Consider the following 26,977-nt stretch of genomic DNA (forward strand, 5'->3'; position numbering starts at 1 on the left):
AGTGATAACTCCAAACCGATTGATTGATGATGAACACAAGTTCCGCAGTAAAGGTTTTTGGATAGCGGTTGTTTTAACTGTGGTTTCAGTCGGCATTTTAATCAAGTTGGGTTTGTGGCAGTTAGATCGAGGTAACGAGAAATTGCGCTATGAACAGCAGCTATCAGAAAGAGCGCAGCAATCGTCTAGGTCATTGGATGCGGTTATCTCTGAATGGAAGGGCTCGCGTACACAAATGCAAGGTGCATCTGAACAGCCGTCTTTAAATGGTTTAAGAGTTGACGTGGAGCTAGAAACACCCAGTGGTTTAGTGGTTTTGTTAGACAACCAGATTAACCAAGGAACGGTAGGGTATGTGATTTACATGTTGGGTGAGGTTCGCTTTAAAGATGAAAACAATTCCTTAGTGGCTGAAAAGCAGTTATTGATCGATCTGGGGTTCGTTGCAGCTAGCCGTGACAGAAGAGAGCTACCCCAATTAGGAAGCATCACACTACCAACCAATCTGTCAGGGCGTTTGTACACACGTTCGGTTAATCCTCTAAGTCATGAGTTGGGGTTAGAAAATACGATACCGAATCGAATCCAAAACCTAAACATAACAGCGTTATCACAGTACACAGGGCAAGAAGTGCTGCCCTTTGTTTTTCAACCTCAGAGCTTAGATGCATGGCCCTATGAAATGTTGTGGCGTCCAACGGCGATGAAATCTGAGAAGCACTTTGGTTACTCATTTCAATGGTTTGTTATGGCTGCCGTACTTTTGTTTTTGACGATGTTGATTGGCTATCGGTACCTAAAGGCAACACCTATCACGAGGAACAAGGATGGATAAATCTCAAGCACAAGTGAACAGGGAAATTACCGAGGCAAACATGGCTGAGCTCAGAAGCCGTCGTACTAAAGGGCGCTTGGTATTAATTGGACTTGTTTTAATTTTCGCTTTGCCAGCCATTATCGCCAAAACTGTGCTGGACCAGAATTGGTATACCTCCGGTGTCACTAACTCAGGCGAATTGGTAGAACCAAGAACCACGCTTGCGGATTTCGGCGTAACGGTACCCATGGCTGGAGAAGGGTGGTTAGTGGGTTATATCGCTCCTACAGAATGTGAAAGCTTGTGCGAACAACAACTCCATTATTTGAATCAAAGCTATTTGGCGTTAGGGAAAAACAAAGAGCGCGTGACCGCCGTTGTTTTTGTATCTGAGGGCAACTCGTTGTCGGGTTCGCTCGATAAGCCGGATTTATCTTTGTTAGCTGGTGGTGATCAGTTAAGTACTGAGTTTTCGCCTGCTTCGATTGTCATTATTGACCCACTAGGGCAGTTGGTCATGGAGTACAAAAGCGTTTCTGACCCGTCTCAGTTAGTTAGTCAATCTAAAGGGATGATTCATGATTTAAGAAAGCTGCTTAAGCTGTCACGAGTTGGGTAGTTAATTAGCTTAAGTTGATAAGCTGGAATTGATGAGCTTGAGTTGGTGGGCTGTAGCAAATTGTGTTAATGCTGAGTGTTGTTAGCGAAAAGGGAATAAATATAGGGAGATAAACGATGCAGAATAGAGCCCCTGATTTACTCATACACATGATGAGATTAACGATCTTATTAACCCTTACCGTGATCGTGCTCGGCGCTTATACCCGTTTGTCGGATGCTGGCCTTGGCTGTCCTGATTGGCCAGGGTGTTACGGCAAGATAACCGTTCCTTCTGATGCCCAAGCAGTGAATCAAGCCAATCTACAATTTCCAGAACGAGCTCTCGAAGCAGACAAAGCGTGGATAGAGATGATCCATCGCTACTTTGCAGGAACATTAGGGCTGCTTATCTTTGTCGTTGTTGCTTGGTGTATTAAAAAGAATATAACAGCTGCTGGTCTTCCGTTACTTATCTCTGCAACCGTGATATTTCAGGCTTTGCTCGGAATGTGGACGGTGACTCTCAAGTTGATGCCCGTTGTGGTTATGGCACATTTGATGGGGGGCTTCACGCTACTGTCGCTGTTGTGTCTGCTCTACTGTCGTTTGTCTCAATTTCAAAGCCGTTTTGGTGAGGCTACGTATACTTCGTCACTTAAGGCTTGGGCGTTGTTCGGGCTACTCATTGTGGTCGGGCAGATACTGCTTGGTGGTTGGACATCGTCGAACTATGCCGCGTTGGTGTGTACACAGTTACCCATATGTGAAGGTAACTGGATGAGCTATCTCGACTTCAAAAACGCGTTCGATTTTGCTCAACATGGACACGACAACTATGAGTTTGGCGTGTTGGAATATCCAGCAAGGCTTACCATTCATGTTATGCACAGGTTCGGGGCTATTGTGGCGACGTTAACGGTGCTAGTGGTCGTGTATCAGCTATGGAAATTTGGCCAAGTGCCTCACCAAAAGCTGAGCGTGATTGTCACATTAGTATTGTTTACTCAAATCAGCCTTGGGATCAGTAATGTATGGTTTCACCTGCCAATCTCAGTCGCGGTTTTGCATAACCTAGTCGCAGCGATGTTGCTCATCAGCATGGTTGTCACCAATTTTGTCGTGTGGCAACGCAAATCGAGTGAGAGCTTGGTGAAGAACAGTGTATTACAAGGAGGTAATCATGGTCAGTAGAACGTCAACACAACATGAAGTGGTGGTTCAAGACGCGGTCTTAAGTCATAAGACCGCAGCCAACAACGGCATCGCTTTAAGCAATGAAATTGCTGCAAAAAACAAAGCCGTTTGGAAGGTCTATTTAACACTGACCAAGCCGAAAGTGGTGGCTTTGATGCTGCTGACGGCATTGGTTGGGATGTGTTTGGCTGTGCCTAATGGATTGCCTTTGCAACAAACTCTGTTCGGAATGATTGGGATAGGGTTAATGGCAGGTTCAGCCGCTGCATTTAACCATTTGATCGATAAAAAGATCGACGGCCAGATGACTCGAACAAATCGACGACCTTTACCATCCGGTGAACTGAGTAGTGCGCGCGTGTTCAGCTTTGCCGCGGGTATTGGCTTACTTGGTTTCGTCACGCTTGTGGTGTGGGTCAATCAACTCACCGCTTGGTTAACCTTTGCAAGCTTGTTGGGTTACGCAGTGATTTATACCATGTATCTGAAGCGAGCGACGCCGCAAAACATCGTGATAGCAGGGATCGCTGGTGCAATGCCTCCGCTGTTGGGCTGGACGGCAGTTACTAATGAGCTTCATTCAAACGCTTGGTTATTGGTGATGATCATATTTATTTGGACCCCTCCGCACTTCTGGGCGCTGGCAATTCATCGTCGTGACGAGTATGCCAAAGTGAACATCCCCATGCTGCCTGTGACCCACGGAATCGAATACACCAAGACTTCTATTTTTCTCTATACCTTGTTGCTTAGCATCGTGTGTATATTGCCTGTATTGGTCGGCATGAGCAGCTGGATATATCTGAGCGCTTCATTGGTACTCAACGGTGGGTTTGTTTATCACGCTTGGGTACTTAAGTATCGTGATGAGCCTAACATGGCCATGAAGACCTTCAAGTTCTCCATTTATCATCTTATGATTTTGTTTGTTGCTTTGTTGGCGGATCATTATCTGCTCTGATAGCTCTGATAGCTCTGATAGCTCTGATAGCTCTGATAGCTCTGATAGCTCTGATAGCTCTGATAGCTCTGATAGCTCTGTACAGATCAAACAAGGTTATTCCCATATCAAAACCAAACCTTTGGTTTCCACTAACCAAACCCTGACATGTCATGTATGAAAAGCCGGACAATTGATTGGCATGAATTATATAAAGGAACCGGTAATGGAATTCACTGAGCAAGATAGAGATGCTTTGTACCAAACGTGGATGTCACAAAAATCTCGAATGCGAATTACGCAGATGGAGTTTTCAAAAAAGCTAGGGATGAACCAGTTGGATTTTTCGCGAGTGCTAAGAGGGGAGAAAGCATTAACCATGTCTTTCGTTAGTCACTTCTGTCGTTTGCTTCATTTGGAGCCAAGGAATGTGCTCCCTTCACTTAAAGAAGACAATGAATCCGGGCCCAAAGTGGTTTATCTGAAAAGTAGAATGAGTGTTGATGGTGAGATCCAAAATGCTTATATCGAAGGCAATCAGGTGATCGTAGAGTATGCACATACCGTTCAGAACCATTGATTTTAGATCGAGCTCTGAGTTTTACCTCTTTTTCTACAACTTTTTCACTTAGGGTATGGCATACTTAGTTAATCCCTTGATTTACTTAAGCGCGTTATGAAACCTTTAAAAGTCCTTTTGCTTGTTGCAACCAGCATGTTTTTGTTTGGTTGTGCAGGCGGCCCAATTAAAACCGCTACTAAATTCACCAGTTATGAAGATTTTCGACCTGGCCCTGATGGAGGCGTTGATTTAGTTTGGGCAAGGATAGGGCTGCGTGACGAACAACGTTTGAAATCCAAGTTAGACGCTTATGACTCTGTGGTGATCGACCAAGTCTTTGTGTTGGCAGAAGAAGGCACATTAGATCAGGAAGACATTCAGGAGCTCACAGATCATATGGTGAGCCGTTTGGAAGCGAAAATATCGCCTCATAAAACGATTGTCGATGAACCAACAGGGAACACGCTACGTTTGAGTATTGCCTTAAGTAATGTTGAAACGCCCAATCCGATCTTAGCCGTGACAAGCAGTGTGCTGCCGTTTGGCCTTGCGATGTCGACCATATCTAAGGTGACGACAGGTGAGCACACCAACGTTGGGAGCGCCAGTGTTGAGCTATTGGTCAGTGATGCGCAAGACGGCACTCCATTGTTTGCAGCCATCGACCGCGAAGCGGGTAATAAAGACTTTTCTACTATGATTGATTCGTTAGATGATGCCAAAGATGCGATCAACTATTGGGTTGAACGTTTAGGTGATACTCTACAGAACATCGACGACGTCTAGAAAGAGCTTGTAATGCTAGAGAAAGAAAACCTGATTAAGCTAGCCAGAATGCAAATGCCTTTTGGCAAATACGCTGGCCGCACCTTGATTGACCTGCCTGAAGAATACTTGCTGTGGTTCGATAAAAAGGGCTTCCCACAAGGTGAGTTGGGCGACTTAATGCAGTTATGTTTAGCTCTCAAGATTGAGGGCTTAGATTCTGTGGTGCAACCGCTTAAATATGACTATTAGCCTTAATTAGTCCCAGTCCGTCCCCCCAAAGTTCTAAACCAAAACCCATACACCTAAGTGACGAGTAGTGGTGATTTTCTGAGGAACATTCGATAAAGAGGCAAGAACTGAATCTTGCCTTTTGAATGTTTATGAACCTGAATCGCCGTAAGTTTAATTAACTCCCAACACCTCCCTCAAAGAGCCTGTCTTAATTGTTAATAATTATTAGTCATCCACTATGTTCATTAATGACGAGTCAGAATCGGCTAGCTTTAGCTTCCCCTCAGTGACCTGTACACACAGACAGTTTATTGCGTATTGAATAAATCATGGCCAAAAGAAGAGTGGCGTTTAACTTTGAGTGAGAACGAGCGTTACATCGGCAGAAATGTGTAACGCTCGTTTTTACACTGAATGTTTAGACCTGAACTCATATAAATGCATAGCATTCAGTTGGTTATAAGCGACCTTTTTGATATATTGGCTGGGTGAATTCGTGCTTGCACGATATTAAAATGTTAGCACTTTAAGTCATAATCCGAGGTAGTATGCGAAAAGAAATTCCTGCTCCAATAATAGCTGTACTGTCAGACACTTTATACAATATTGAGTCTCATGCAGGTTTAGATAATCTATTTTTGTATGCTGATGCTCCTGGTGACCCTCCAGAGGGATCTAAGCCAGTTAAAACCCAAGCTTGGTTACGCCGTATAAACAAAGAATCAGAATTTCCGCTAAAAGTATTAGGGAAACTGATTGAAACATATATGGAATTGCCGGAAGAGGAGGACAATACTAAAGTCCTTTGGGGTGTAAATATTGTAGATCAGAAACAAGAGCTTAAAGTAAAGCTTCAAGCGGTTTTAGATAGGTGTAATTTAACTTATTTAACTGGTGGTATTATTTCTGATGGTAGTTCAGCACCAAGTAAATCACTATCTGAGTTAATTAAAGGTAGGGATATCCCATCAATTGAAGCTGAATTTAACCGAGCATTAGACAACGTCAACTCTGAACCAAGAGAAGCTGTTTCAGCTGCTTGCAATATTCTCGAATCAATTTTTAAAGTTTATATTGCTGACGAGAACTTGCCTCAGCCTCAAAAACAAGACCTTCAAAACGTATGGAAAGTCGTAAGGTCTGACTTAGGGTTTGATGCTAAGCTTGTGCAAGATGATGACCTTAAAAGAGTATTATCCGGTATTTTGTCAATTGTTGACGGTATTGGTGCTTTTAGAACCCACGCAAGCTCAGCTCATGGTGAAGGTCGTAAAACTTATAAACTTAAACCAAGGCACGCTAGGCTAGCTATACATTCGGCACATACACTTGCGCTATTTGTTCTAGAAACATGGGATGAGAAGCGCGGTAAATAAAGTGCTAACAAGGCGATCAAAAGTGACTCAAAACGCAAGGCATTTTTGCTTCGCAAAAGTCTATGCCACGGTTTCGGGTACGTTAGCTTGGCGTTAACTTGCCAATCAAATTAAACATGAGAGGAAATAAGTGGAAGAAAGTATTTTGAGCAAGATAAGCCCAGAGCATGTAGCTTTGGTAACGGCTGTCATAGCCTTAATATCAACTGCTCTAGTGCAAGTCATAACGAACTATCGAGTTCAAAAAGAGTTTGACGAAAAGATCAAGTTTGAAAAATATCAATACAAAGTTTCGGTGTACGAAAAAGTAGTGTCAGAGCTTTCTGAATTAGTTTCATTAGTTAACCAAACTTCTATGAACCAAAGAGACTTTGTCTGGGTTAGCCGTCAAAATGAGCCAAATGAGTTAGAGGCAAAAGACTATGTTCATAAACAATTTAACCTTCTTACAGATATTGCAAAGCCAATGTTCAATATCAACGTGTATGTTCCCAATTTCTTTCCAGAAATAGAGCGTGAACTATCTGATTTCCGGGCAGCTCATGTAACCGCAATTAAAGCCTACTTGGGATTGAGGGATGGCGAATATAAGGGCTCAAGATATCTATGTGAACAAATAGACTTAAATACAAGAAATTTAGGAAAAACTTTTGCAGAGCTTCAGCAAAAAGTTTCTGAAGTTAAGGTGATGGAGTCAAGTTAACAAATAAGGATTAAGGTGTTGCGTAGCCAACACTAAATCCCGAGTGTTGAACAAGCCCGAAGCCACTTTATTAAATAAATTGTGTAATTGAGTTTGAAGGGCACATCGCTTTGAGGCTTTTCACAAGACGATCGAGGCCAAGGTAAGGTCGCGATAGCAATCTTATCAACCAGTTAGCTGTTCTTCGTTTCTTTCGTCGTCACATCTTCTGTTGTTTCGCCTGTACAATTCTCCATATACCGTTCCTGCGCAGAAATTGCCAAATTTGATCGGTTCTATTCTTCGATGAGTAACATCCAAACCAAGGTTGTGGTGCTAGTTCCCATTTTTCTCTATGTGACGAAAAGTCTTTAGCTCTCTATTTTTTGTGTATGCGTTTTGTAAAGGCTGTAGTGTGGTAAAGAGCTTTTATCTATCGTTGCGTAAGACATTATCTAGCCAGGATAGTTTGAAGAGCTGTGTTCTTACTGTGTCTGATAACTGCACAATCGATAACGTGTAAATAATGTTATACAGGGTGTTTTAAATATAAAACACAAAATAAATTGCGTTTTTTTTTAATTAGTGATTGAAACTGTGGTTTTTACTAGTTAAGTTACAGGGAACAAGAAGATAAATGCTGATGGAAAGTGACGTGAGATAACGTGCATTCAGCCTCAAGGATAGAAAATAGGAAGAAGTAAGCAATGTTCCAGACTGATGATGTAAGAATTACCAAAGTAAAAGAGTTATTACCCCCTGTTGCTGTTTTAGAAAAGTTTCCAGCGACAGAAATTGCTTCTTCTACAACCTTTGAAAGCCGCAAAGCGATCCACAATATTTTAGAAGATAGCGATGATCGCTTACTTGTTATTGTTGGCCCATGTTCTATTCATGATACAGAAGCTGCACTTGAGTACGGTAAACGTTTGAAAGTGCTACGCGACGAGCTAGGCGATAACCTAGAAATCGTAATGCGTGTTTACTTTGAAAAACCACGTACCACTGTTGGCTGGAAAGGCCTAATCAATGACCCGTACATGAACGACACGTTCAAACTAAATGACGGTCTTCGTTTAGGGCGTAAGCTACTGCTTGACCTAACTGATATGGGGATGCCTACGGCGAGTGAGTTCTTAGATATGATCACGCCGCAATACGTTGCTGACTTAATCAGCTGGGGCGCAATTGGCGCACGTACGACAGAATCTCAAGTTCACCGTGAACTGGCTTCAGGTCTATCTTGCCCAGTTGGCTTCAAGAATGGTACGGATGGCAACATCAAGATCGCAACAGATGCAATTCGCTCTGCAAGCGCTTCTCACCACTTCTTGTCGGTAACTAAATACGGCCACTCAGCGATCGTTGAAACCGCAGGTAACCCTGATTGTCATATCATCCTACGTGGTGGTAAAGAGCCAAACTACAGTGCAGAGCACGTTGGTAAGATTAAAGAAGAGCTAGAAGCTTCAGGTCTTCCACAGAAAGTGATGATTGATTTCAGCCACGCAAACAGCTCAAAGCAGTTCAAACGCCAAATGAACGTTTCTGATGACGTAAGTGCACAGATCTCTGGCGGTGACAAAGCTATCTTTGGTGTGATGATTGAGTCTCACCTAGTTGAGGGGCGCCAAGACTTAGTTGACGGTAAAGCAGCGACATACGGCCAATCTGTTACTGACGCATGTATCGGTTGGGAAGATACTGAAACAGTACTTCGCCAACTTGCAGGTGCTGTTGAAGCACGTCGTAACAAGTAATCTAATTATTACGGCCAGTCGCTAAGTGGCTAAAAATTCAAAGCCCTTATTAGCAATCGCTAGTAAGGGCTTTTTTGTGGATTTTAGTTTTAAACGGAAAGCGCCTTGGACTCTTAAATAAGAAAAGACAGTAGCTCGTCGACTTTAAGTGATAGCAAAGCTCTATCTTGTCTGGTTTCTACATTAAGGCGTATTAATGGCTCGGTATTAGACTTTCTTAAGTTGAAGCGCCATGTGTCCATATTCATGCTGATCCCGTCTGTGTGATCGATCTCAACGGCATTATCTCGGTAGTGCAATAACACACAAGCCATGACTTCCTCTGGGTTGGATACTCTGCGATTGATCTCTCCGGATGAGGGGAATCTATCCATACTTGCGCTCGTCAGTTGGTAAAGAGACTGTTGGGTTTTCGACATTAGTTCAATAACCAGTAGCCAAGGAATCATTCCTGAGTCGCAATATCCAAAATCACGAAAATAATGGTGTGCGCTCATCTCACCACCATACACCGCGTTTAACTCTCGCATCTTCTCTTTGATGAGCGCATGCCCAGCTTTGACTGCAATAGCCTTACCACCAAGCTTGTTGACGACTTCAATCGTGTTCCATGTCATACGCATATCGTGCAATACGGTTGCATCCGCTTCTTTTAGCAAGAAAGCTTCAGCGAGCAAACCAACAATATAGTAACCCTCAATGTAATTGCCTTTTTCGTCAAAGAAAAAACAACGGTCGAAATCGCCATCCCATGCAATTCCTAGATCAGCGGAATGCGCTAAGACTGCATTTCGAGTCGCTATTTGGTTCTCTTTAATCAATGGGTTTGGGATGCCATTAGGAAATTTTCCGTCAGGAGCATGGTGAATTTTGATGAAGGTGACGGGAACATTGAGTTTATTGAAACGCTTCTCTAAAGCATCGATAACATGTCCTGCAACGCCGTTCCCTGCGTTAACCAGCACCTTCATTGGTGATAACTTTGATGGGTTTATGTACGAGAGTAAGTGGTCTACATAAGGGGCGAGAATGCTGGTCGATCGACTAGAGTTATTTGGTTGTACATGACCGACAGATAAATCGCTGTTCAGCTCTTGATTCAGTACTTTAATGCGTAGTTTGATTTCATCTAACCCACTGTTTTTACTTATCGGGCTAGCGTCCAAGCCGACCAATTTCATTCCGTTGTAATTAATTGGGTTATGGCTTGCCGTAATTTGGATTCCGCCAATGGCGCCAAGGTGGCGAGTTGCAAAGTAGACTTCTTCAGTCCCTGTCATTCCAAGATCAACGACGGTTATTCCAGACTCGATTAAGCCTTTGGTCATGGCTTCTTGTAATGAAAGGGACGTTTCTCGGTTATCACGACCAATCACCACTTGAGCCAAGCCATCGAATGAGGCTTCAGGTGTCGTGGATAGGGCGTATTCTCCAAATGCTTTGCCGAGCAGGTAGGCAAAGTACCCATTGATTTGGTCACCAATGATGCCGCGAATATCGTTGTTCTTAAAGCAGTTAAGGTCTAATGTTGGTTTCACTTGATTGTCGCCGCTTTATTTCGATTTGTTGTTCTGAGACGAAGAAGCTTGTTGGTTTCGAACGTCTCGCCCATAGCTGTCTTGATATCGAATGATATCGTTTTCACTTAAATGACTACCGGTTTGTACTTCGATCATTTCGAGAGGTGAGTCTCCAGGGTTCTCAAGGCTGTGGATATGACCTAACGGAATGTAAGTGGGTTGATCTTCTTCGACGAGATACGTTTTCTCATCGTTGGTTACTTTCGCAGTACCTGCCACTACAACCCAATGCTCCGCTCTATGGTGATGCATTTGCAACGAAAGCCTATGGCCAGCGTTGACTGTAATGCGCTTCACTTTGTCTCGTTTGCCTAGATCGATCACGTCGTATTTACCCCAAGGCCTAAAGACCTCGCGATGATGGACATGCTCCGTTCGACCAGCCTGATTCAGTTGGCTAACAATCGACTTAACACTTTGAACTTTGTCTTTGTTCGCAACCAATATTGCATCTTTGGTTTCGACAATAATGAGGTTTTCGACGCCTACCGTCGCGACAAGCTTATTCTCCGCATGGATGTAGTTGTGTTGAGAGTCGACGGTTAACACATCGCCCTCAATGACGTTGTTGTGCTCATCCTTATCACTGACATCCCAGATAGCAGACCACGAACCAATATCATTCCAACCAACGTCCATCGGGATCACTGCGGCGTGTGAGGTCTTTTCCATCACGGCATAATCGATAGAGTCACTTGGGCTATTTTTGAATGCTTCTGCGTCGATACGGATAAAGTCGAGGTCGGTATTTTGCTTTGAAAGAGCTAACTGACAAGCCGTTAATATCTCGGGGTGGTGTTCGGCGAGTTCTTCAATATAACGAGATGCCTTAAACATGAACATGCCACTGTTCCATAAGTACTGTTCTGAGCGGATGTACGCTTCTGCAGTTTCTCTATCTGGCTTTTCTACGAAGCACTCTATGGTGTAGGCATGATGGACTGATTGCACTGTAGTGTTGGTTTCTATTTGCAGGCTAGAGGGAAGTGGTTGGCCTTGTTTGATATAGCCATAACCAGTCTCTGGAGCATTCGGGGTTATACCGAATGTCACCAGTTTCCCTTGTTTTGCGTAATCGACACCACGGCTAATTGTTTGTTGAAATTCAGAGGTTTTAGCGATGTGATGATCGGCCGCCAACACTAATAAGACAGGGTCAGATTCGTTCGATGTCTTATCCACTGATTTGCTTAGAGCCTGTAGGGCAGCAAGCGCAATAGCTGGGGCTGTATTTCTGCCTACAGGCTCTAATAGGATTCCACTGTGTTGGATTTTAGCAGCGCGAACTTGTTCTGCAGCAATAAAGCGGTGTTCTTCATTACAGATAATGAATGGAGCTGCGCACTTGCTATCCGTTAGATAGTCCTCAAGACCTTGCAAGCGTTGAAGCGTTTGCTGAAGCATTGATTGTTCGCCAGCAATGTTGAGGAATTGCTTAGGGTAGAGCTCGCGAGACAATGGCCAGAGGCGGCTTCCGGAGCCGCCAGCTAGAATGACAGGTAAAATCATAAAGTGGTAATTAGGTGTATGTGAATACTGGCGCCATGTTACCACGCTTCACTCTGTTTATTTATCGATAACCAGTTTACTGATCGATAACCCATCGACTTAACGACAAGCTATAAACGATAAGCAATATAGATGTGCTTCTTAATGACCTTCTGAGTTGGAAATGACCATACCTTGAGCTTCGCCAAAATCTTGAGGATCGATCTTGAGTGTTTGTGTTGGGAAGGCGATATCAGCATTGTGCCTATGAATAATCGCCAACACCTGCAGCAGGACATCTTGCTTAACTTCGTGGTATCTCACCCAGTTAACCGTTTTGGTGAAGGTGTAGATAAAGAAGTTAAGAGTTGATGGTCCGAATTTATCAAAGTTAACAATCAAGGTCTGCTTGGCATCAATGTCAGGGTGTGTTTCGAGCATGGATCTAACTTCATCAACAATTAGAGCTAGCTTGTCTGCATCTTGATAACGAAGCCCGAAGGTTTCATTGATTCGTCGATTCAACATTCTTGATGGGTTCTCCACCACAATGTTACTGAACACAGAATTTGGCACGTATAAAGGTCGCTTATCAAAAGTGCGAATGATGGTCATACGCCAGCCAATGCGTTCGACAGTACCTTCGATTTGACGATCCGGAGATCGTATCCAATCACCGACTTTAAAGGGGCGGTCGAAATAAATCATCATGCCGCCAAAGAAATTCGACAGTAGATCCTTTGCTGCCAAACCGACGATCAAGCCACCCACACCACCGAAGGTGAGTAAGCCGGAAAGGCTGAGCCCAAACGCCTGCATGATGGTCAGTCCGCCCATCACCATAAAGAACAAGCGAGCGACTTTCGCGATAGCTTGTACTGTGGTTTCGTCTCTGGTTTTTTGTTCTAAGACGTACGCTTCAGTGTTGGTGATCATTCGCAAGGTAAACCAAACGAAGGTACAGATAATTAATATATGCTTAAGTGTTTTTAACCAATTAATTTCATTACCAAACTGGTCTTGAAGGATTAACCCCACAGAGACAGTTGCAGGCCAACACCAGAGTAATGTACTGACAGGTGTTTTTAGTGCCTCTAGCAGTAGGTCATCCCAGTGGAATGGGGTTTTCTGAACCAGAATTTCTAAGCGATTATGGATAATTCGCCAAGCGACCCAAGCGAGAAAGCTCGCAATAGTGATGAATAGGACGCTGTTTGCCCAATCACTATGGCTCTGGTTAATGTAGGTTTGTACTTGGGTTATGAATTCATTCATTGTGTGTACTGCCGCAGAAATAGTGGGTTAGAAATTAGCAGAAATCACTTTTGTTCTCTACCTTTATAAATCAAGCGATTAGCTGACAATTGTATCTCTATATGGATATATAGTCGTTTTTTTGTATGAAGACAATTTCATTATTTGTTTTCGATGCTACGTAGCTTTGTAAGTGGAGTAATAAATGAGTGACAAACAATATGCAGTTATTGGCTTGGGACGTTTTGGTCTCTCTGTCTGTAAAGAGCTACAAAGTTCAGGCTCACAGGTACTCGCCGTTGATATTGATGAAGAGCGAGTGAAAGATGCGGCGGCTCTTGTTTCTCAAGCGATTGTTGCGAACTGTACAAGCGAAGAGACAGTTAAAGAGTTAAGGCTCGATGAATACGACATGGTGATGGTGTCGATTGGCTCTGATGTTAATTCCAGTATTCTAACGACCTTGGTCGTTAAAGAGTCAGGCGCAAAGGCAGTCTGGGTTAAGGCGAATGATAAGTTCCACGGCAAGATCCTCTCTAAGATTGGTGCTGACCACATCATTATGCCCGAGCGAGACATGGGTATTCGTGTCGCGCGTAAAATGTTGGATAGACGCGTTCTTGAGTTTATCGACCTTGGCAGTGGCTTAGCGATGACGGAAATCGTTATTGGTTCTAATTTGTTGGGTAAGAAACTTGGTGACCTTAAGCTGTGCAAAGAGGTTGGTGTGGAGGTACTTGGCTTCAAGCGAGGCCCGAACTTAACGAAAGCACCAGAACTGGATGTGAGTTTAGAAATTGGGGATGTGGTGATCATCGCTGGGCCGAAAGATACTTTATCTAGAAAGCTACGCAATTGGTAATTGGCAATCGGCAATCGGCAATCGGTAAGTAAGGTAACAGTATGAATTCGGTAAAACGAAAAGGTACTTTCTACACCCTTAAAAGTGATAAGAAGCCACGCAAAGGCTCTGAACCTAAGATTATCCTTACGAGCTTCTTAGGTGTTCTTATCCCCTCAGCAATCTTGCTGACGCTGCCTGTGTTCTCGGTGACAGGGCTAAGCTTTACGGATGCACTGTTTACTGCCACGTCAGCGATCAGTGTGACAGGTTTAGGTGTTGTCGATACTGGTCAGCACTTCACCTTGGCAGGTAAAATCTTACTGATGTTCTTGATGCAAGTTGGTGGGTTAGGGCAGATGACTCTGTCTGCGGTACTGCTCTATATGTTTGGTGTCCGATTAAGCCTTAAACAACAAGCATTGGCAAAAGAAGCACTTGGACAAGATCGTAAGATTAATCTCCGTAAATTAGTTAAGAAGATCATTATCTTTGCGTTGGTGGCGGAGTTTGTCGGTTTTGTATTGCTCTGTTTCCGTTGGGTTCCAGAAATGGGATGGGCAACGGGAAGCTTTTATGCACTCTTTCACGCTATATCTGCATTCAATAACGCAGGTTTCGCGCTGTTCTCAGACAGTATGATGAGTTTTGTTGATGATCCTTTGGTGATCTTTACCTTAGCGGGCTTGTTCATCTTTGGTGGACTTGGTTTTACAGTCGTCGGCGACTTATCGAGTAACTGGCGTAAAGGTTTCCAACATCTGCACTTACATAGCAAGATTATGCTAACGGCGACACCGACGTTATTGTTGGTGGGCACGGTGATGTTTTGGTTGTTGGAGAGAAATAACTCAGCGACGATGGAGGGCTTGTCGACACAAGGGCAATGGCTAGCGGCATTTTTCCAGTCTGCGAGTGCTCGTACCGCTGGTTTCAATAGTGTCGATTTGTCTCAATATACGCAACCGGCATTATTGGTGATGATAGTACTGATGTTGATTGGTGCTGGTTCGACTTCCACTGGTGGTGGTATTAAGGTCTCGACTTTCGCGGTTGCGTTTGTTGCAACTTGGACATTCTTGCGTCAGAAAAAGCATGTCGTGATGTTTAAGCGCACCGTGACTTGGCAAGCGGTAACAAAGTCATTGGCCATTATTGTGGTCAGTGGAGCGCTATTAACCACCGCGATGTTTTTGTTAATGCTCACTGAGCAAGCCGCGTTTGACCGCGTGATGTTTGAAGTGATTTCTGCTTTTGCAACCGTCGGTCTAACAGCGGGACTCACTGCAAATCTCACTGAGCCGGGCAAATACATTATGATTGTGGTGATGGTAATCGGACGTATTGGTCCTCTCACTTTGGCGTACATGTTAGCTCGTCCAGAACCTTCGTTGTTGAAATACCCAGAAGATACGGTGCTAACAGGTTAATAAGGTTAACAGGCTAAGTTAACCCTTCTTGTTAGTGCGTTAGAAAAACAAAGCCAGCGAATATGCCTGTCTCTTATACACAAATCCCTAAGCCACGCTTGGGGATTTTTTTTGAACTATTTTTAGGTTTCATGATCTGATCATCTAAGCAATGACAAGGATGATTATCATGACCTATATAGAGCCAACCCTTTGGGCACAAAAACAGTTCGGTCAAGCCCACCTTAATGACCCTAGACGCACTCAAAGACTCGTTGCTCTCGCAGCCTCACTGGCCGAGCAACCTGGCGTACCCGTCTCGAAACTCATTATCTCCCCTGCTGAAATGGAAGGGGCTTATCGCTTCATCCGTAATGAGCAAATCAAAGCAGAAGATATCGCAGAAGCGGGTTTTTATGTCACTGCACAAGAAGCATTAGAGCAACAGACACTTCTTGCCTTAGAAGACACCACTTCTCTCAGTTACTCCCATCGCAGCATTCGAGATGAACTCGGGCACTCCAATCAAGGTAATCGACATCGCGCCATGTTCGTACACTCAACCTTACTTTTTGCTCCCGACACTCAATCTGTTATTGGTTTAATTGAACAACAGCGCTGGACTCGTGATATAGAAAAGCGAGGTCAAAGGCACCAGCATGCGACTCGACCATACAAAGAGAAAGAAAGTTATAAGTGGGAACAAGCCTCTCGCCATGTCGCTGAGCGACTTGGCGATAAAATTTCGGATGTCATTTCTGTGTGCGATAGAGAAGCCGACCTATTTGAATACCTCACTTACAAGCGAGAGCAACAACAAAGGTTCCTCGTTCGCTCAATGCAAAGCCGCTGTATTGAAGAGCATGATAATCGTCTTTATAGCTATGCCTCTACCCTGTTATCAGCCGGAGAGAAAGTGCTCGAAATACCGCAAAAAGGCGGTCGTAAAGCTCGCAAGGCTCATTTAGATATCAAATATGCCCCCGTGACACTCAAGTCTCCTGCTAACAAGAAAGAGTTCGATAACATTCCGCTTTACTACGTGGGATGTATAGAACAAGGAGAGAGTGGTAATAAGCTCGCATGGCACTTACTGACTTCAGAGCCGATAACGAGCAAGGAAGAGGCACTCAAAATCGTCAGTTATTATGAGCGGCGCTGGCTAATAGAAGATTTTCATAAAGTCTGGAAAAGTGAAGGGACTGAAGTTGAGCAACTGAGAATGCAAAGTAAGGATAACTTAGAAAGGCTCAGCGTCGTTTTGGCTTTTATCGCGACTCGGTTACTCCAGTTGAGGTTTATGAATGAATCAGACGAGTTATCTAAGAGCAGTTGTGAGCAGGTATTAAAAGGCAAAGCGTGGAAGTTAATGTGGCTCAAGTTGGAGAGCAAAAAACTACCGAAAGAAGCGCCTAATATATCATGGGCTTACAACGGTATTGCTCGGTTAGGTGGCTGGAAGAATACCAAGCGAACAGGTCGCGCTTCTATAAAGGCGTTATGGCAAGGATGGCTTAGGTTACAAACCATCCTTGAAGGGTATGAACTCGCTAAGTCTCTTGATTAACCAGACTTGTGATCAAGAGACAGGCGAATATGCTGGCTTTGTTGGTATAGGTGCCGCACTAATTTCTTAGCACTTAGCCTTCGAACATTTCCATATATTCTTCGTAGCCTTCCTCAGCCAATTTATCTGCTGGGATAAAGCGCATAGCGGCTGAATTCATGCAGTAGCGTAAACCTGTTGGCTTTGGACCATCTTTAAATACATGCCCTAGGTGAGAGTCACCAAATTTACTACGAACCTCTGTTCTTGGGTAAAGCAGCTTGTAGTCAGTAGTTGTTACCACATAAGCTTCGCTGATTGGTTGTGCAAAGCTTGGCCAACCTGTACCTGACTTGTATTTGTCTTTTGAAGAGAACAAAGGTTCACCCGTTACGATATCAACGTAAATACCTTCTTGCTTGTTATCCCAGTATTTGTTGTCAAATGGGCGCTCTGTTGCGTCGTCTTGTGTGACATCGTATTGCAGTGAAGTTAGAGATGCTTTGATCTCTGCATCAGACGGCTTGGTGTATGTTTTAGCATTAGCTGTCGCATTTTTGCCATCGATGATTTGGCGGATCGTTTTCGGATTTTCTTTTCTATCATCACCGAAGATTTTATCTAGGTATTGATCACGACCAGAAGCGTAGCGGTAGTAGTTATAACGAACCTTGCTCTTCTTGTAATAATCTTGATGGTAATCTTCTGCTGGCCAGAATTTTTCAAACTTAATCAGTTCTGTTTTTAATGGTTCACCAAAGATTTGAGCCTTATCGATTTCCATCATGAAGTTCTGAGCGATGTCTTTTTGCTCCTGGTTATGATAGAAAACAGCAGGTCGATATTGTGGACCTCTGTCAACGAATGAACCTTTGTCATCAGTTGGGTCGATGTGTCTGAAGAATTGGTCAAGCACCTGTTCGTAGCTAACCACATCAGGGTTGTAAGTCACGTTGATCACTTCGATGTGACCAGACTTACCTGATGAAACTTGTTTATAGGTTGGATTCTCTAATTCGCCACCAGAATATCCTGAGACAACATCCGAGACTCCTGTCAGCTTCTCCAGATCGGATTCTGTACACCAAAAACAACCACCAGCCAGTGTCGCTATTTCGCTCTTACCTGAGTTAGCCGTTTTATCCATTGTATTGGCAGTGCCAGTCTGGCTCACAAACAGCGAAATCAGTGGTAGCGCAACCACGAGTGATACCAATATTTTAGATAATTTATTCATAGATACCTCATCTTGACGTCTTTTCATTCGATTTTGAATGTACGAATAGAGACAGGGTTTAGATGGAAAAAATTACACTATTCATGAAAAAAATATCTCAAACAGAAAATCTTGCTCATAAATGCTGCCAGTAGTAGGGTGTCCATTATTGATATAATAGATAATGATGGCGGTTTCCGTACATCTAAGGAACAACATGCAAGCAGAAGTTAAATGGGTCGAAGGCTTTAAATTCCTAGGTCAATCTCAATCAGGTCACTCTGTCGTTATGGATGGCAGTGGCGGTGCTACCGCGCCAAGCCCTATGGAAATGGTGCTAATGGCTGCTGGCGGTTGTAGCTCTGTTGATGTGGTTGATGGCTTGAAATCTGCAGGCCAAAACATCATGGGCTGTAATGCAAAGCTTGAAACCACACGTCGTGAAACGGCGCCAAAAATCTTTACTGTGATTAATATTCACTTTGAAGTGTCGGGTGAAAATCTTGATCCTGAGTTGGTTGCTAAGGTCTGTGCGGATTCATTAGAAAAATACTGTTCAGTATGCTTAATGCTGGGTGCTGGTGTAGAGATGACCCACAGCTGGGAAATAGTCTAGTCTCTGATTGTACAGCTTGGCGGTAGACTGATTTTTACGGCTTCTACTTATAGCTGACGGCATATGGGGAGAGCCTGATAAAGAAAAGGGCGGAGCACTTGAAAGTGCTCCGCCCTTATTATTTTAATTAAGGTAGAGTGCTATTATTCAGCAGTTTCTACGATAACTTCTTCCATTTGCGCTTTTTCTTGGTATTCGAAGCTTGGGATCGTTGCGTCAACACGACGGTTTTGCGCACGACCTTCAGCTGTAGCGTTTGATGCTACAGGGTTTTCTTCCCCTTCACCTGAAGCTGCAATGCGGTCAGCTGCAATGCCCTGCTCTTCAATGTATGCGGCTACAGCAGCAGCACGCTTCTTAGAGATCATCATGTTGTACTCTGCCGCACCTGTTGAATCAGTGTGACCAACAACATTAACTGATGATTGAGGGTGAGCTTGCAGTACTTCAACTAATGGCATTAATGCAGATTTGCCTTCTGAAGATAATTCAGTGCTGTTTGTCTCAAACATACCTTGAGAGAAGCTTTCAGTTTTCGCTTTAGTAACCACAACTTCTTCTTCAACAACAATGACTTCTGGTTCGGCAATTGGCTCTGCAGGAGCCTGTGTTATAACGGCTGCAGAAGCGGCTGCTGCTGAAGCCGTTGTGTTACCTGTACCAAAGTTGTAGCTAAGGCCAACGGTAACAAGGTTAGAGTTTAAGTCTTGCACGAATTTATCATCGAAATCATCGAAGTATTGATATTCAACACGCAGTGCCCAGTCTTCAGCAAATTGCTTTTCAGCACCGATACCAAGAGACAATACTACGTCATCTTCGTCATCGTGCATGATGTAAGCCGGGCCGGCTTTGAAGAAGATATCAAACTCTTGTTTAATCGCTAGTCGATACATTGGGCTCAAAGAAATGGCTACGATAGAATCGCTGTATCTTTGAGTCGCTCCGTTGTTGTTAAAGCTGGTGTCATAATCACCTAAGTAATCTGCATTCAATTCTAGAGCAATGTTATCGGTAAAATTGTAACCACCGTAAACACCACCCGCAACTGAATCATCTTCACAGTCAACGTTGTCGACACAAGCGCTATCTAGCCACCCCATTCCGACTTTCGCACCCACATAAGTGGTTGCAGCAATTGAGGGAGCAGCAGCGAAGCCTGAAGCTGCGATCACAGCACACATGATTTTTGAAAGTTTTTTCATAATCTTATCCTTGGATTAATTTTTATTGTTATCTGAACTGGCCTTTAAAGCGAAAACTTACCGGATGGGACACTGCAAAAGTAAGTAAATCAAGGAGTTGATTCAGGCAGAACCTTTTCCAGAACTGTTAATACATTGTTAGTCTGATTGCTTATGAGAGTCAATGTGATTGTTGGGATTTATATTTTTCAAGGTGCTATTTATAACTTTTTTGTCGAACAATTGCTGTCTCAAATGTTGGAAACGACGAAACCTCGTATCATTTTTACGTGATGCGAGGTTTCATTTTTTATGTGCTCGGATTATTTGGTTACATAGCCTAAATTGCAGGCGTTAGAGGAGGTATAGCCGTTATGGGCGTTCACCGGCTAACAAACGTTTTTCAATGTCTGCAATGACGCCTGGTAGATCTGCGATGGTATCGATCAGGTAGTGCGGGTTTGATTTGTTTAGCTTCACGCTTGCTTTTTCTCGCGCAGCAGCAAGTGTCGCTTCGTCGGCATCCACATATTCTTGGTAGGTTAAGCCTGCTTCGTTGCCTGATAGTACAAGGCCTACTGTCCACATGCCTGCGTTGTGGCCTTCATCGATACCCGGTGCAGCGTCATCCACTTTCACACACGCAGCGACGTTCGTCACATCTAGGTCAATGACGTTTTTAAGTGCCATGAATGGAGCAGGGCGACCGCCTTGCGGTAAGTCGTCAGTTGCAACTACGTTGTCAGGAAGGTAACCGTAATCTGCTGCAACTGGAATTAGTACGTCCATCACCTCTCGTGGGTAACCAGAACAAGAGCCGATTTTTACGTTCTTTTCTTTTAAGTTATTCACGACTTCAATCGCGTTTAAAATGGGTGCTGCGTGGTCTGCTACTTTTGCTTTCTGAAGAGGCATGAATGCCGCGTAGATCGCATCAACGTCTTCACTGGTCATCGAGCGCCCGAATTGAGCATTCCAACGAGCGTTAACAGCTGGGATTCGACCAACTGCTTGGATGTGGTCCCATTTGCCGATCCCCATGGGTTCTCGCGCTTCTGCTAAGTCGATATCAAAGTCGAAACCTTGTCTGAATGCTTCAACGAAAATACTGGTTGGAGCAAATGATCCAAAATCAACGATAGTGCCAGCCCAGTCAAAGATAACCGCTTGGATAGGTGATGTTGTGTTCATAGTCGTGTCCTATTTCTGTTCTCTCCCGGCTCAGGTTGTTCTGGGAGATGAATGATTGTTTTAAGTTATTGGCTAAATGATGGTTTAAAGGTATTCAAAGTCTTTACAGACTTTCGCTATCGCTTTTTCGAATACAGACAGAGCGACTTCTAGTTCGCTACGGCTGATGAGCAATGGTGGGCTTAACTGAATCACGTTACCTTGTGACACCTTAAAGCTCAGGCCATCGTTCAGGCATTGGTAAAGTACTGCTTCTGCTTCATCGAAAGCTCGGGTTTTGGTGATGTGGTCAGTGACCAATTCCACCCCCCAGAGCAGGCCGATGCCGCGAACGTCACCAATGACTGGGTATTTCTCTTTCATTTGAAGCAGCTGTTCACGCACGAATACGCTGTCCGCTTGTACTTTTTCAAGTAGGTTTTCTTGCTCAATCACTTCCATGGTCGCGAGTGCTGCCGCGCAGCCAATAGGGCTTTTCTCATGGGTATAGTGACCAAGAGATACTTGCGCTGCCGTGTTGTATTCGTCTTTGGTGACCATGGCCGCAATTGGAACTAAGCCGCCGCCGAAACCTTTACCGATACAAAGGATGTCAGGTTCGATATCAAACGCTTGGTGTGTGAACCATTCCCCGCTTCGACCCATGCCGTTCGGAATGTCGTCGATGATCAACATGACGTTGTGCTTGTCGCAGATCTCACGGATGCGCTTCCAGTAAGCTTTGCTTGGCACTTGAACATCTGTGTTACGAACCGCTTCTGCAATGAAGGCTCCAATACCGCCTTCTTTTTCAATCACGTATTCAAGGTAATCAGCGTAGTGCACATCACATGCGGTCTCGTTCCCATCGCCTGAGTTTTGCCCGCGAAGCGATAAAGAGTCATTAAGCGGGAAGGCACCACGATAGGAAACCGCTGGTGGAATACGTTCTACGCCAGCCATTAACGGCCCCATACCCTCGCGAAAACAAGCTTCACCGCCGACAGAGATTGCATCCAGTGACGCGCCATGGAATGAATCCCATAGCGATACTACTTTGAAGTTGTTGGTGACATGTCGAGCCAGTTTGAGTGCCATGCCGATCACCGATGTACCACCGGGAGCAAACAACACGCGATTCAAATCACCACCGCAGATCTGTGTGAGTTTTTCAGCGCAATGAACGGCCGTCTCATTGGTGAAGCGACGTGGTGAAAACGGCAATGACGCCATTTGCTGAGTCACTTTATTGATGATGTGGGGATGACCATAGCCTAGTTGATGAACATTGTTGCCGTGAAAGTCCATGTACTTCTTGCCAGTCGCATCTTGAATGTAGATGCCTTCAGCGGTTTCAAGCGTGTCTAGGCAAGGTGTTGACATGGCTTGATGAAGAAATACGTCAGAATCGCGCTTTAACATCGCTTGAGTCGCATCATCGTTTAGCGACTCATTCCACTTTTCACGCGCTGGCGTGGTGTTCACATCGCCTTCACTTCGAAAGTGTGTGGCCTTTAGAACAGGCTCTTGATTGGTCCTCGTCATTATTTGATGTCCCAGTACATAGCGTTTTTTACTGCGCCAATGAGAGCTTCAATGTCTGACGGATACACTTCACCAATGTTACCGATACGAAAGCAGTCTGCGTTTGAAACCTTGCCCGGGTAAATCACAAACCCTTGTTGTTTTAAACGGTCATAGAATTCCTTGAATTGGTAATCGCTATGAGTTGGAGAATAGAAAGAGGTGATGATAGGTGAATGAAGGTCATCATTAAGCAGTGGTTCAAAGCCAAGAGAACGCATGCCGGCAACCAATGTAGTTTGGTTGGTTTGGTAGCGACTATGACGAGCTTTGATGCCGCCTTCTTGCTCCAATTCAAGTAGAGCTTGATAGAAAGCGCGCACCGTATGAGTCGGGGAGGTGAAGCGCCATTTACCGTGGTTGCTTTCCATGCAGTGCCATTGGTCAAACAGATCAAGGCTTAATGAGCGAGCTTGGCCTTTGCACTTTTCCAGTTCTGATTGCTTAGCAATAACAAAGCCGAACCCGGGGACGCCTTGAATGCATTTGTTTGCTGAGCTGATCATGTAGTCGATGCCTAAGTCAGCAATATCCATAGGGATGCCACCAAAACTCGACATAGCATCAAGAATGACGGTTTTGTTGTGCTGTTTTGCCAATTTGGCAATCTCTTCAATTGGATTCAGCATGCCAGTAGTGGTTTCACAGTGGACAATCGCCACGTGAGTAATGTCTGAATCCATGGTCAATGCCGTTTCCATTTCGTTGAAGTCAGGCTGTGATGTTTCACCTGGGGAAACGACATGGCATGGAATGTTTAAATATTCTGCGATTTGAGCAATACGAGCACCATACGCACCGTTATCGACAACAAGAAGCTTACCGCTGTTAGAGATAACGCTACCGATTGTTGCTTCAACTGAAGCAGTCCCGCTGCCTTGCATTAATACACTTGTATATCCCGCTTGCTTAGTCGCTAAAGTCACAAGCTTGCTACGAATCACTTCAACCACGTCTTTGTTGTATTCATCATCCCAAGTACACCAATCTTTTAGCATCGCTTGGCGAACGGTTTCAGAAGTAGATAAAGGACCCGGTGTCAGCAGTAAGTATTCGTTTCTCATGTTCAATTCTCGTGATTTGCATTTTGGACTATACCAATATTTGCAGTTACTTTAACAACCAATTTAAACGGTCGTAAATAGCCCAAACGTTATTTTCACAAAAGCTTCATATTCAAATTTGTCACTTGTGTTGAGAAATTTTCCGATCTTTAAATTGCCATTTTTTGTTCATTTAATCGTCATAAAAGCCAGTTAGCTTAATACTAGAAATCTGGTACATACCAATGTAAAGATATGTGCTAATAACCTAAATGAATTTATGGATATAGAAGCCTCTAGATGGAGCTTCTAGCCTTAACAACTTTAACCTTGGCAATTCCTAACCTTGGCATCGGGCCTGACTGGAGAAAATGATGAAAAACCGTTTTATGAAAGGATCACTTGCAGCATTAGTTACTCTATTAGCGGGTAATGCTTATGCAGCACAGGAAGTGACGGTTTACACCGCTTTTGAAACTGACATTTTAGCGAAATACAAAAACGCATTTGAAAGTGAAAACCCAGACATCAACATCAAATGGGTTCGTGATTCAACTGGGATCATGACGGCAAAATTATTGGCCGAGAAAAACAACCCTCGTGCAGAAGTAGTATGGGGTCTTGCGGGCTCGTCTATGGCTTTGCTTAAAGAAGAGGGCATCCTGAAACCTTATACGCCTCAAGGTGTAGAAGCGCTGCGTGCAAATCTTAACGACCCGCAATCTACTCAAGCTTGGTACGGCAATGACGCATTCTTCAATGCAGTTTGTTTCAACGAGGTGGTCGCTAAGCAACTGAACTTACCTGCACCTAAATCTTGGGATGACCTAACGAAGCCTATCTACAAAGGCCATATTGCAATGCCAAACCCAGCGTCTTCTGGTACCGGCTACATGCAGGTTTCAGCTTGGTTACAAAACATGGGTGAAGACCAAGGTTGGAACTACATGCAGAAGCTAGATCAAAACATTGCTCACTACACGCACTCCGGTTCCAAGCCATGTGTTCAAGCGGGTATGGGTGAAGTGGCTATCGGTATTTCTATGGCGAGCCGCGGCGCGAAGCTGAAGACTCAAGGCGCGCCACTTTCTGTGATTACACCGGAAGGTATCGGTTGGGAATCTGAAGCGGTAGGTCTTGTTAAGCCTTCGGATGCAGCGCAACGTGTTATCGATTGGTCTATTTCTAAAGCTGCGAATGAACTTTACATCGAAATGTACCCAGTTGTTGGCCACCAAGATGTCACAGGTAAAGCCGAGAACTTCCCGAACGTAGAGAAGAACATGGCAAAAATGGACTTCGCTCGTATGGGCAATGAACGTGCTGACGTATTGAAAACATGGTCTGAGAAATTTGACGCTAAATCAGAGCCAAAATCTTAACCTGCTGAGCTAGTTAGTTACTTAACTATTTAGCTATTTAACTATTTAGTTCATTAGAAGTTAGAAATCAGTAAAGGAAGGCTTCGGTCTTCCTTTTTTAGTTTTACGCCTTTAGGTTTTAAGTAAGGTACAACAAATGACAAAGCACTACTCATATTGGTTCAAGCAAGCGTTAGAACAAGAATTTGGCAACATCAATGCGGGACTAGATTCGGCTAAGCCGCTTCAAAAAGACGTTAACTGTGATATCGCCATTGTCGGCGGTGGTTACACTGGTTTATGGACGGCGATTTTAATCAAACAACAACAGCCTCAAAAGCACGTTGTGGTGATTGAAAAAGGTTTGTGTGGCAGCGGTGCTTCTGGCGCGAACGGAGGGTGTATGCTGACGTGGTCGACAAAGTATCCAACGCTGAAAAAGCTCTACGGAAGAGAGCAGGCGAAATGGCTGGTTAAGGAATCTGAAAAGGTCATTTACGAGATCGAAACTTTCTGTAACGAACACGACATCGACGCGCATCTGTATCGAAGTGGCACTTATTACACGGCGACCAATCAAGCTCAGAAGGGTGGAATGGAGCCAGTCGTTAATGAACTGGTTAAGCAAGGCATTAATAGCTGGAAGAAGTGCGATAATTCTTTGGCTGATAAAGCGGGATCTGATCGCCACATTGAGGGTTACTACTCAGAAGCTGCGGGTAGTGTGCAGCCTGCGTTATTGGCTAGAGGTTTGCGCAGAGTTGCTCTCGAACTGGGTGTCGGAATTCACGAAAACACAGAGATGACATCACTCGACTATGGCTCCCCAGCTCGAATTCAAACCAAAGGCGGTTCCGTATTTGCGGATAAAGTGATTTTGGCACTCAATGCGTGGATGCTCGATCACTTTAAAGAGTTCAAACGCAGCATAGTGGTTGTTTCTTCAGATATGGTGGTGACCAAGCCTATTCCTGAAAAGCTCAAGCAGTTTGGCCCAGAGAAAGGGGCGGCGGTGGTGGATTCGCGTATTTTTGTCCACTACTACCGTGACACCCAAGATGGACGACTCATGTTGGGTAAAGGTGGCAATAAGTTCTCGTTTGCGAATCAAGTCGAAAGCATGTTTAACCAAACCACCAATTATCTGCCGATTCTCAATCAATCGTTTCAAAAGCTGTTCCCTAAATTGGAACAAAGTGAATTCGATTACAACTGGTCGGGCGGTTCTGACCGATCCGTCACAGGATTGCCATTTTTCGGTAATCTAAAAGGCCAAAACAACATCTATTATGGGCTCGGTTACTCAGGTAATGGTGTGGCGCAAACTCGTATGGGCGGAAAGATATTGTCTGCCATGGTACTCGATATCGATAATGCATGGACACGAAGCGGTTTAACCAAAGGCCCGTTGGGACACTTCCCGCCAGAGCCATTTCGTTGGGTAGGTGCGATGATGGTGCGTGATGCGGTGCGAAGAAAAGATAACGCGGAAGATTCTGGTAACACGCCATTGTGGCTGGATAAGCAATTGGCAAAGCTCGCGGGTGCGGCAGGCAAAGCCGACAAGGTTGAATCATAGATTAATCTAGCGTTTAAATTAGAAGTTTACATTTAGGCTCTCAGTGATTTATGGGCAAGTCACTGAGGGTTTTCAACATTGAACTAACTTTTAAAGCTGAACAAATAGCAATCTTTAATGCTTATTATTTCTGCAATATAACTGTCATTTAGCTACTATAAATTTGTCACTCAACT

24 protein-coding genes are annotated in these 26,977 nt (G+C 44.2%); 16 read left to right on the plus strand and 8 right to left on the minus strand.

Going from position 1 to position 26,977, the window contains the following annotated elements; all coding sequences use genetic code 11:
• Position 1 precedes the first annotated feature (1 nt).
• The 10 genes from OCV30_RS18795 (at position 2) to aroG (ending at position 8,930) form a co-directional block, all read left to right on the plus strand.
• Complete coding sequence (locus OCV30_RS18795; protein ID WP_065678191.1) at positions 2-835, plus strand: SURF1 family protein; 834 nt, start codon at positions 2-4, stop codon at positions 833-835.
• A complete protein-coding gene (locus tag OCV30_RS18800; protein WP_065678176.1) occupies positions 828-1,436 on the plus strand; it encodes a hypothetical protein in 609 nt (202 codons plus the stop codon). Before OCV30_RS18795 ends, OCV30_RS18800 begins: the two co-directional genes overlap by 8 nt.
• A gap of 116 nt (positions 1,437-1,552) precedes the next feature.
• Positions 1,553-2,608: a COX15/CtaA family protein gene (locus tag OCV30_RS18805; protein ID WP_065678177.1), complete on the plus strand. Its 1,056-nt coding sequence runs from the start codon at positions 1,553-1,555 to the stop codon at positions 2,606-2,608.
• Complete coding sequence (gene cyoE, locus OCV30_RS18810) at positions 2,598-3,572, plus strand: heme o synthase (protein WP_065678178.1); 975 nt, start codon at positions 2,598-2,600, stop codon at positions 3,570-3,572. The genes OCV30_RS18805 and cyoE overlap by 11 nt, the downstream gene beginning before the upstream one ends.
• A 205-nt stretch (positions 3,573-3,777) precedes the next feature.
• Entirely contained in the window at positions 3,778-4,131 is a 354-nt protein-coding gene (locus OCV30_RS18815; RefSeq protein ID WP_009845655.1) for a hypothetical protein, read from the plus strand.
• Positions 4,132-4,227: 96 nt separating this feature from the next.
• A complete protein-coding gene (locus OCV30_RS18820; protein WP_065678179.1) occupies positions 4,228-4,899 on the plus strand; it encodes a DUF3313 domain-containing protein in 672 nt (223 codons plus the stop codon).
• A 12-nt stretch (positions 4,900-4,911) separates the two neighbouring features.
• Positions 4,912-5,130: a DUF3820 family protein gene (locus OCV30_RS18825; RefSeq protein ID WP_009845653.1), complete on the plus strand. Its 219-nt coding sequence runs from the start codon at positions 4,912-4,914 to the stop codon at positions 5,128-5,130.
• Between the two features lie 530 nt (positions 5,131-5,660).
• Positions 5,661-6,488, plus strand: a complete 828-nt coding sequence (locus OCV30_RS18830; RefSeq protein ID WP_065678180.1) for an abortive infection family protein — start codon at positions 5,661-5,663, stop codon at positions 6,486-6,488.
• Between the two features lie 130 nt (positions 6,489-6,618).
• Positions 6,619-7,191 carry a hypothetical protein gene (locus OCV30_RS18835; protein WP_065678181.1) on the plus strand — a complete coding sequence of 191 codons (573 nt, stop codon included), beginning with the start codon at positions 6,619-6,621 and terminating at the stop codon, positions 7,189-7,191.
• A gap of 686 nt (positions 7,192-7,877) precedes the next feature.
• Positions 7,878-8,930: a 3-deoxy-7-phosphoheptulonate synthase AroG gene (gene aroG, locus OCV30_RS18840; protein WP_065678182.1), complete on the plus strand. Its 1,053-nt coding sequence runs from the start codon at positions 7,878-7,880 to the stop codon at positions 8,928-8,930.
• A gap of 113 nt (positions 8,931-9,043) precedes the next feature.
• Here aroG and OCV30_RS18845 read toward each other — a convergent pair whose 3' ends face one another.
• From OCV30_RS18845 to OCV30_RS18855, 3 genes are all read right to left on the minus strand, one after another.
• Positions 9,044-10,468 carry a phosphohexomutase domain-containing protein gene (locus tag OCV30_RS18845; RefSeq protein WP_065678183.1) on the minus strand — a complete coding sequence of 475 codons (1,425 nt, stop codon included), beginning with the start codon at positions 10,466-10,468 and terminating at the stop codon, positions 9,044-9,046.
• A 15-nt stretch (positions 10,469-10,483) separates the two neighbouring features.
• Positions 10,484-12,019: a mannose-1-phosphate guanylyltransferase/mannose-6-phosphate isomerase gene (locus OCV30_RS18850; protein WP_065678184.1), complete on the minus strand. Its 1,536-nt coding sequence runs from the start codon at positions 12,017-12,019 to the stop codon at positions 10,484-10,486.
• 141 nt (positions 12,020-12,160) lie between these two features.
• Positions 12,161-13,273 carry a mechanosensitive ion channel family protein gene (locus OCV30_RS18855; RefSeq protein ID WP_065678185.1) on the minus strand — a complete coding sequence of 371 codons (1,113 nt, stop codon included), beginning with the start codon at positions 13,271-13,273 and terminating at the stop codon, positions 12,161-12,163.
• 184 nt (positions 13,274-13,457) lie between these two features.
• Here OCV30_RS18855 and OCV30_RS18860 point away from each other — a divergent pair, with 184 nt between their 5' ends.
• From OCV30_RS18860 to OCV30_RS18870, 3 genes are all read left to right on the plus strand, one after another.
• Entirely contained in the window at positions 13,458-14,114 is a 657-nt protein-coding gene (locus OCV30_RS18860) for a potassium channel family protein (protein WP_065678186.1), read from the plus strand.
• Positions 14,115-14,155: 41 nt separating this feature from the next.
• Complete coding sequence (locus tag OCV30_RS18865) at positions 14,156-15,523, plus strand: TrkH family potassium uptake protein (protein ID WP_065678187.1); 1,368 nt, start codon at positions 14,156-14,158, stop codon at positions 15,521-15,523.
• Positions 15,524-15,692: 169 nt separating this feature from the next.
• On the plus strand, positions 15,693-17,069 hold the full coding sequence (locus tag OCV30_RS18870) for an IS4 family transposase (protein ID WP_261879033.1): 1,377 nt from the start codon (positions 15,693-15,695) through the stop codon (positions 17,067-17,069).
• Between the two features lie 73 nt (positions 17,070-17,142).
• On the opposite strand, the gene msrB is transcribed toward OCV30_RS18870, so the two are convergent.
• Positions 17,143-18,285: a peptide-methionine (R)-S-oxide reductase MsrB gene (gene msrB, locus OCV30_RS18875; protein ID WP_065679311.1), complete on the minus strand. Its 1,143-nt coding sequence runs from the start codon at positions 18,283-18,285 to the stop codon at positions 17,143-17,145.
• 196 nt (positions 18,286-18,481) lie between these two features.
• Here msrB and OCV30_RS18880 point away from each other — a divergent pair, with 196 nt between their 5' ends.
• Positions 18,482-18,880, plus strand: coding sequence for an OsmC family protein (locus OCV30_RS18880; RefSeq protein ID WP_065679310.1), 399 nt, complete (start codon positions 18,482-18,484; stop codon positions 18,878-18,880).
• A 143-nt stretch (positions 18,881-19,023) separates the two neighbouring features.
• Here the strand turns inward: OCV30_RS18880 and OCV30_RS18885 are convergent, their stop codons facing one another.
• The 4 genes from OCV30_RS18885 to phnW all read right to left on the minus strand — a co-directional run bounded on the left by OCV30_RS18885 (position 19,024) and on the right by phnW (position 23,882).
• Positions 19,024-20,085 (minus strand): OmpA family protein, encoded by a 1,062-nt coding sequence (locus OCV30_RS18885; RefSeq protein ID WP_065679309.1) that lies wholly within the window; start codon positions 20,083-20,085, stop codon positions 19,024-19,026.
• A 351-nt stretch (positions 20,086-20,436) separates the two neighbouring features.
• Positions 20,437-21,255, minus strand: coding sequence for a phosphonoacetaldehyde hydrolase (gene phnX / locus OCV30_RS18890; protein ID WP_065679308.1), 819 nt, complete (start codon positions 21,253-21,255; stop codon positions 20,437-20,439).
• 84 nt (positions 21,256-21,339) lie between these two features.
• Complete coding sequence (locus OCV30_RS18895; protein WP_065679307.1) at positions 21,340-22,779, minus strand: aspartate aminotransferase family protein; 1,440 nt, start codon at positions 22,777-22,779, stop codon at positions 21,340-21,342.
• Positions 22,779-23,882 (minus strand): 2-aminoethylphosphonate--pyruvate transaminase, encoded by a 1,104-nt coding sequence (gene phnW / locus OCV30_RS18900; RefSeq protein WP_065679306.1) that lies wholly within the window; start codon positions 23,880-23,882, stop codon positions 22,779-22,781. The genes OCV30_RS18895 and phnW overlap by 1 nt, the downstream gene beginning before the upstream one ends.
• Before the next feature lie 350 nt (positions 23,883-24,232).
• Between phnW and OCV30_RS18905 the strand changes: the two genes are divergently transcribed.
• Positions 24,233-25,243 carry a putative 2-aminoethylphosphonate ABC transporter substrate-binding protein gene (locus tag OCV30_RS18905; protein ID WP_065679305.1) on the plus strand — a complete coding sequence of 337 codons (1,011 nt, stop codon included), beginning with the start codon at positions 24,233-24,235 and terminating at the stop codon, positions 25,241-25,243.
• Between the two features lie 136 nt (positions 25,244-25,379).
• The gene (locus tag OCV30_RS18910) at positions 25,380-26,801 is read left to right on the plus strand and encodes an FAD-dependent oxidoreductase (RefSeq protein ID WP_065679304.1); all 1,422 of its coding nucleotides are present in this window, start codon (positions 25,380-25,382) and stop codon (positions 26,799-26,801) included.
• Positions 26,802-26,977 lie beyond the last annotated feature (176 nt).

Origin of the sequence: Vibrio atlanticus (assembly GCF_024347315.1) — a bacterium.
GTDB lineage: Bacteria > Pseudomonadota > Gammaproteobacteria > Enterobacterales > Vibrionaceae > Vibrio > Vibrio atlanticus.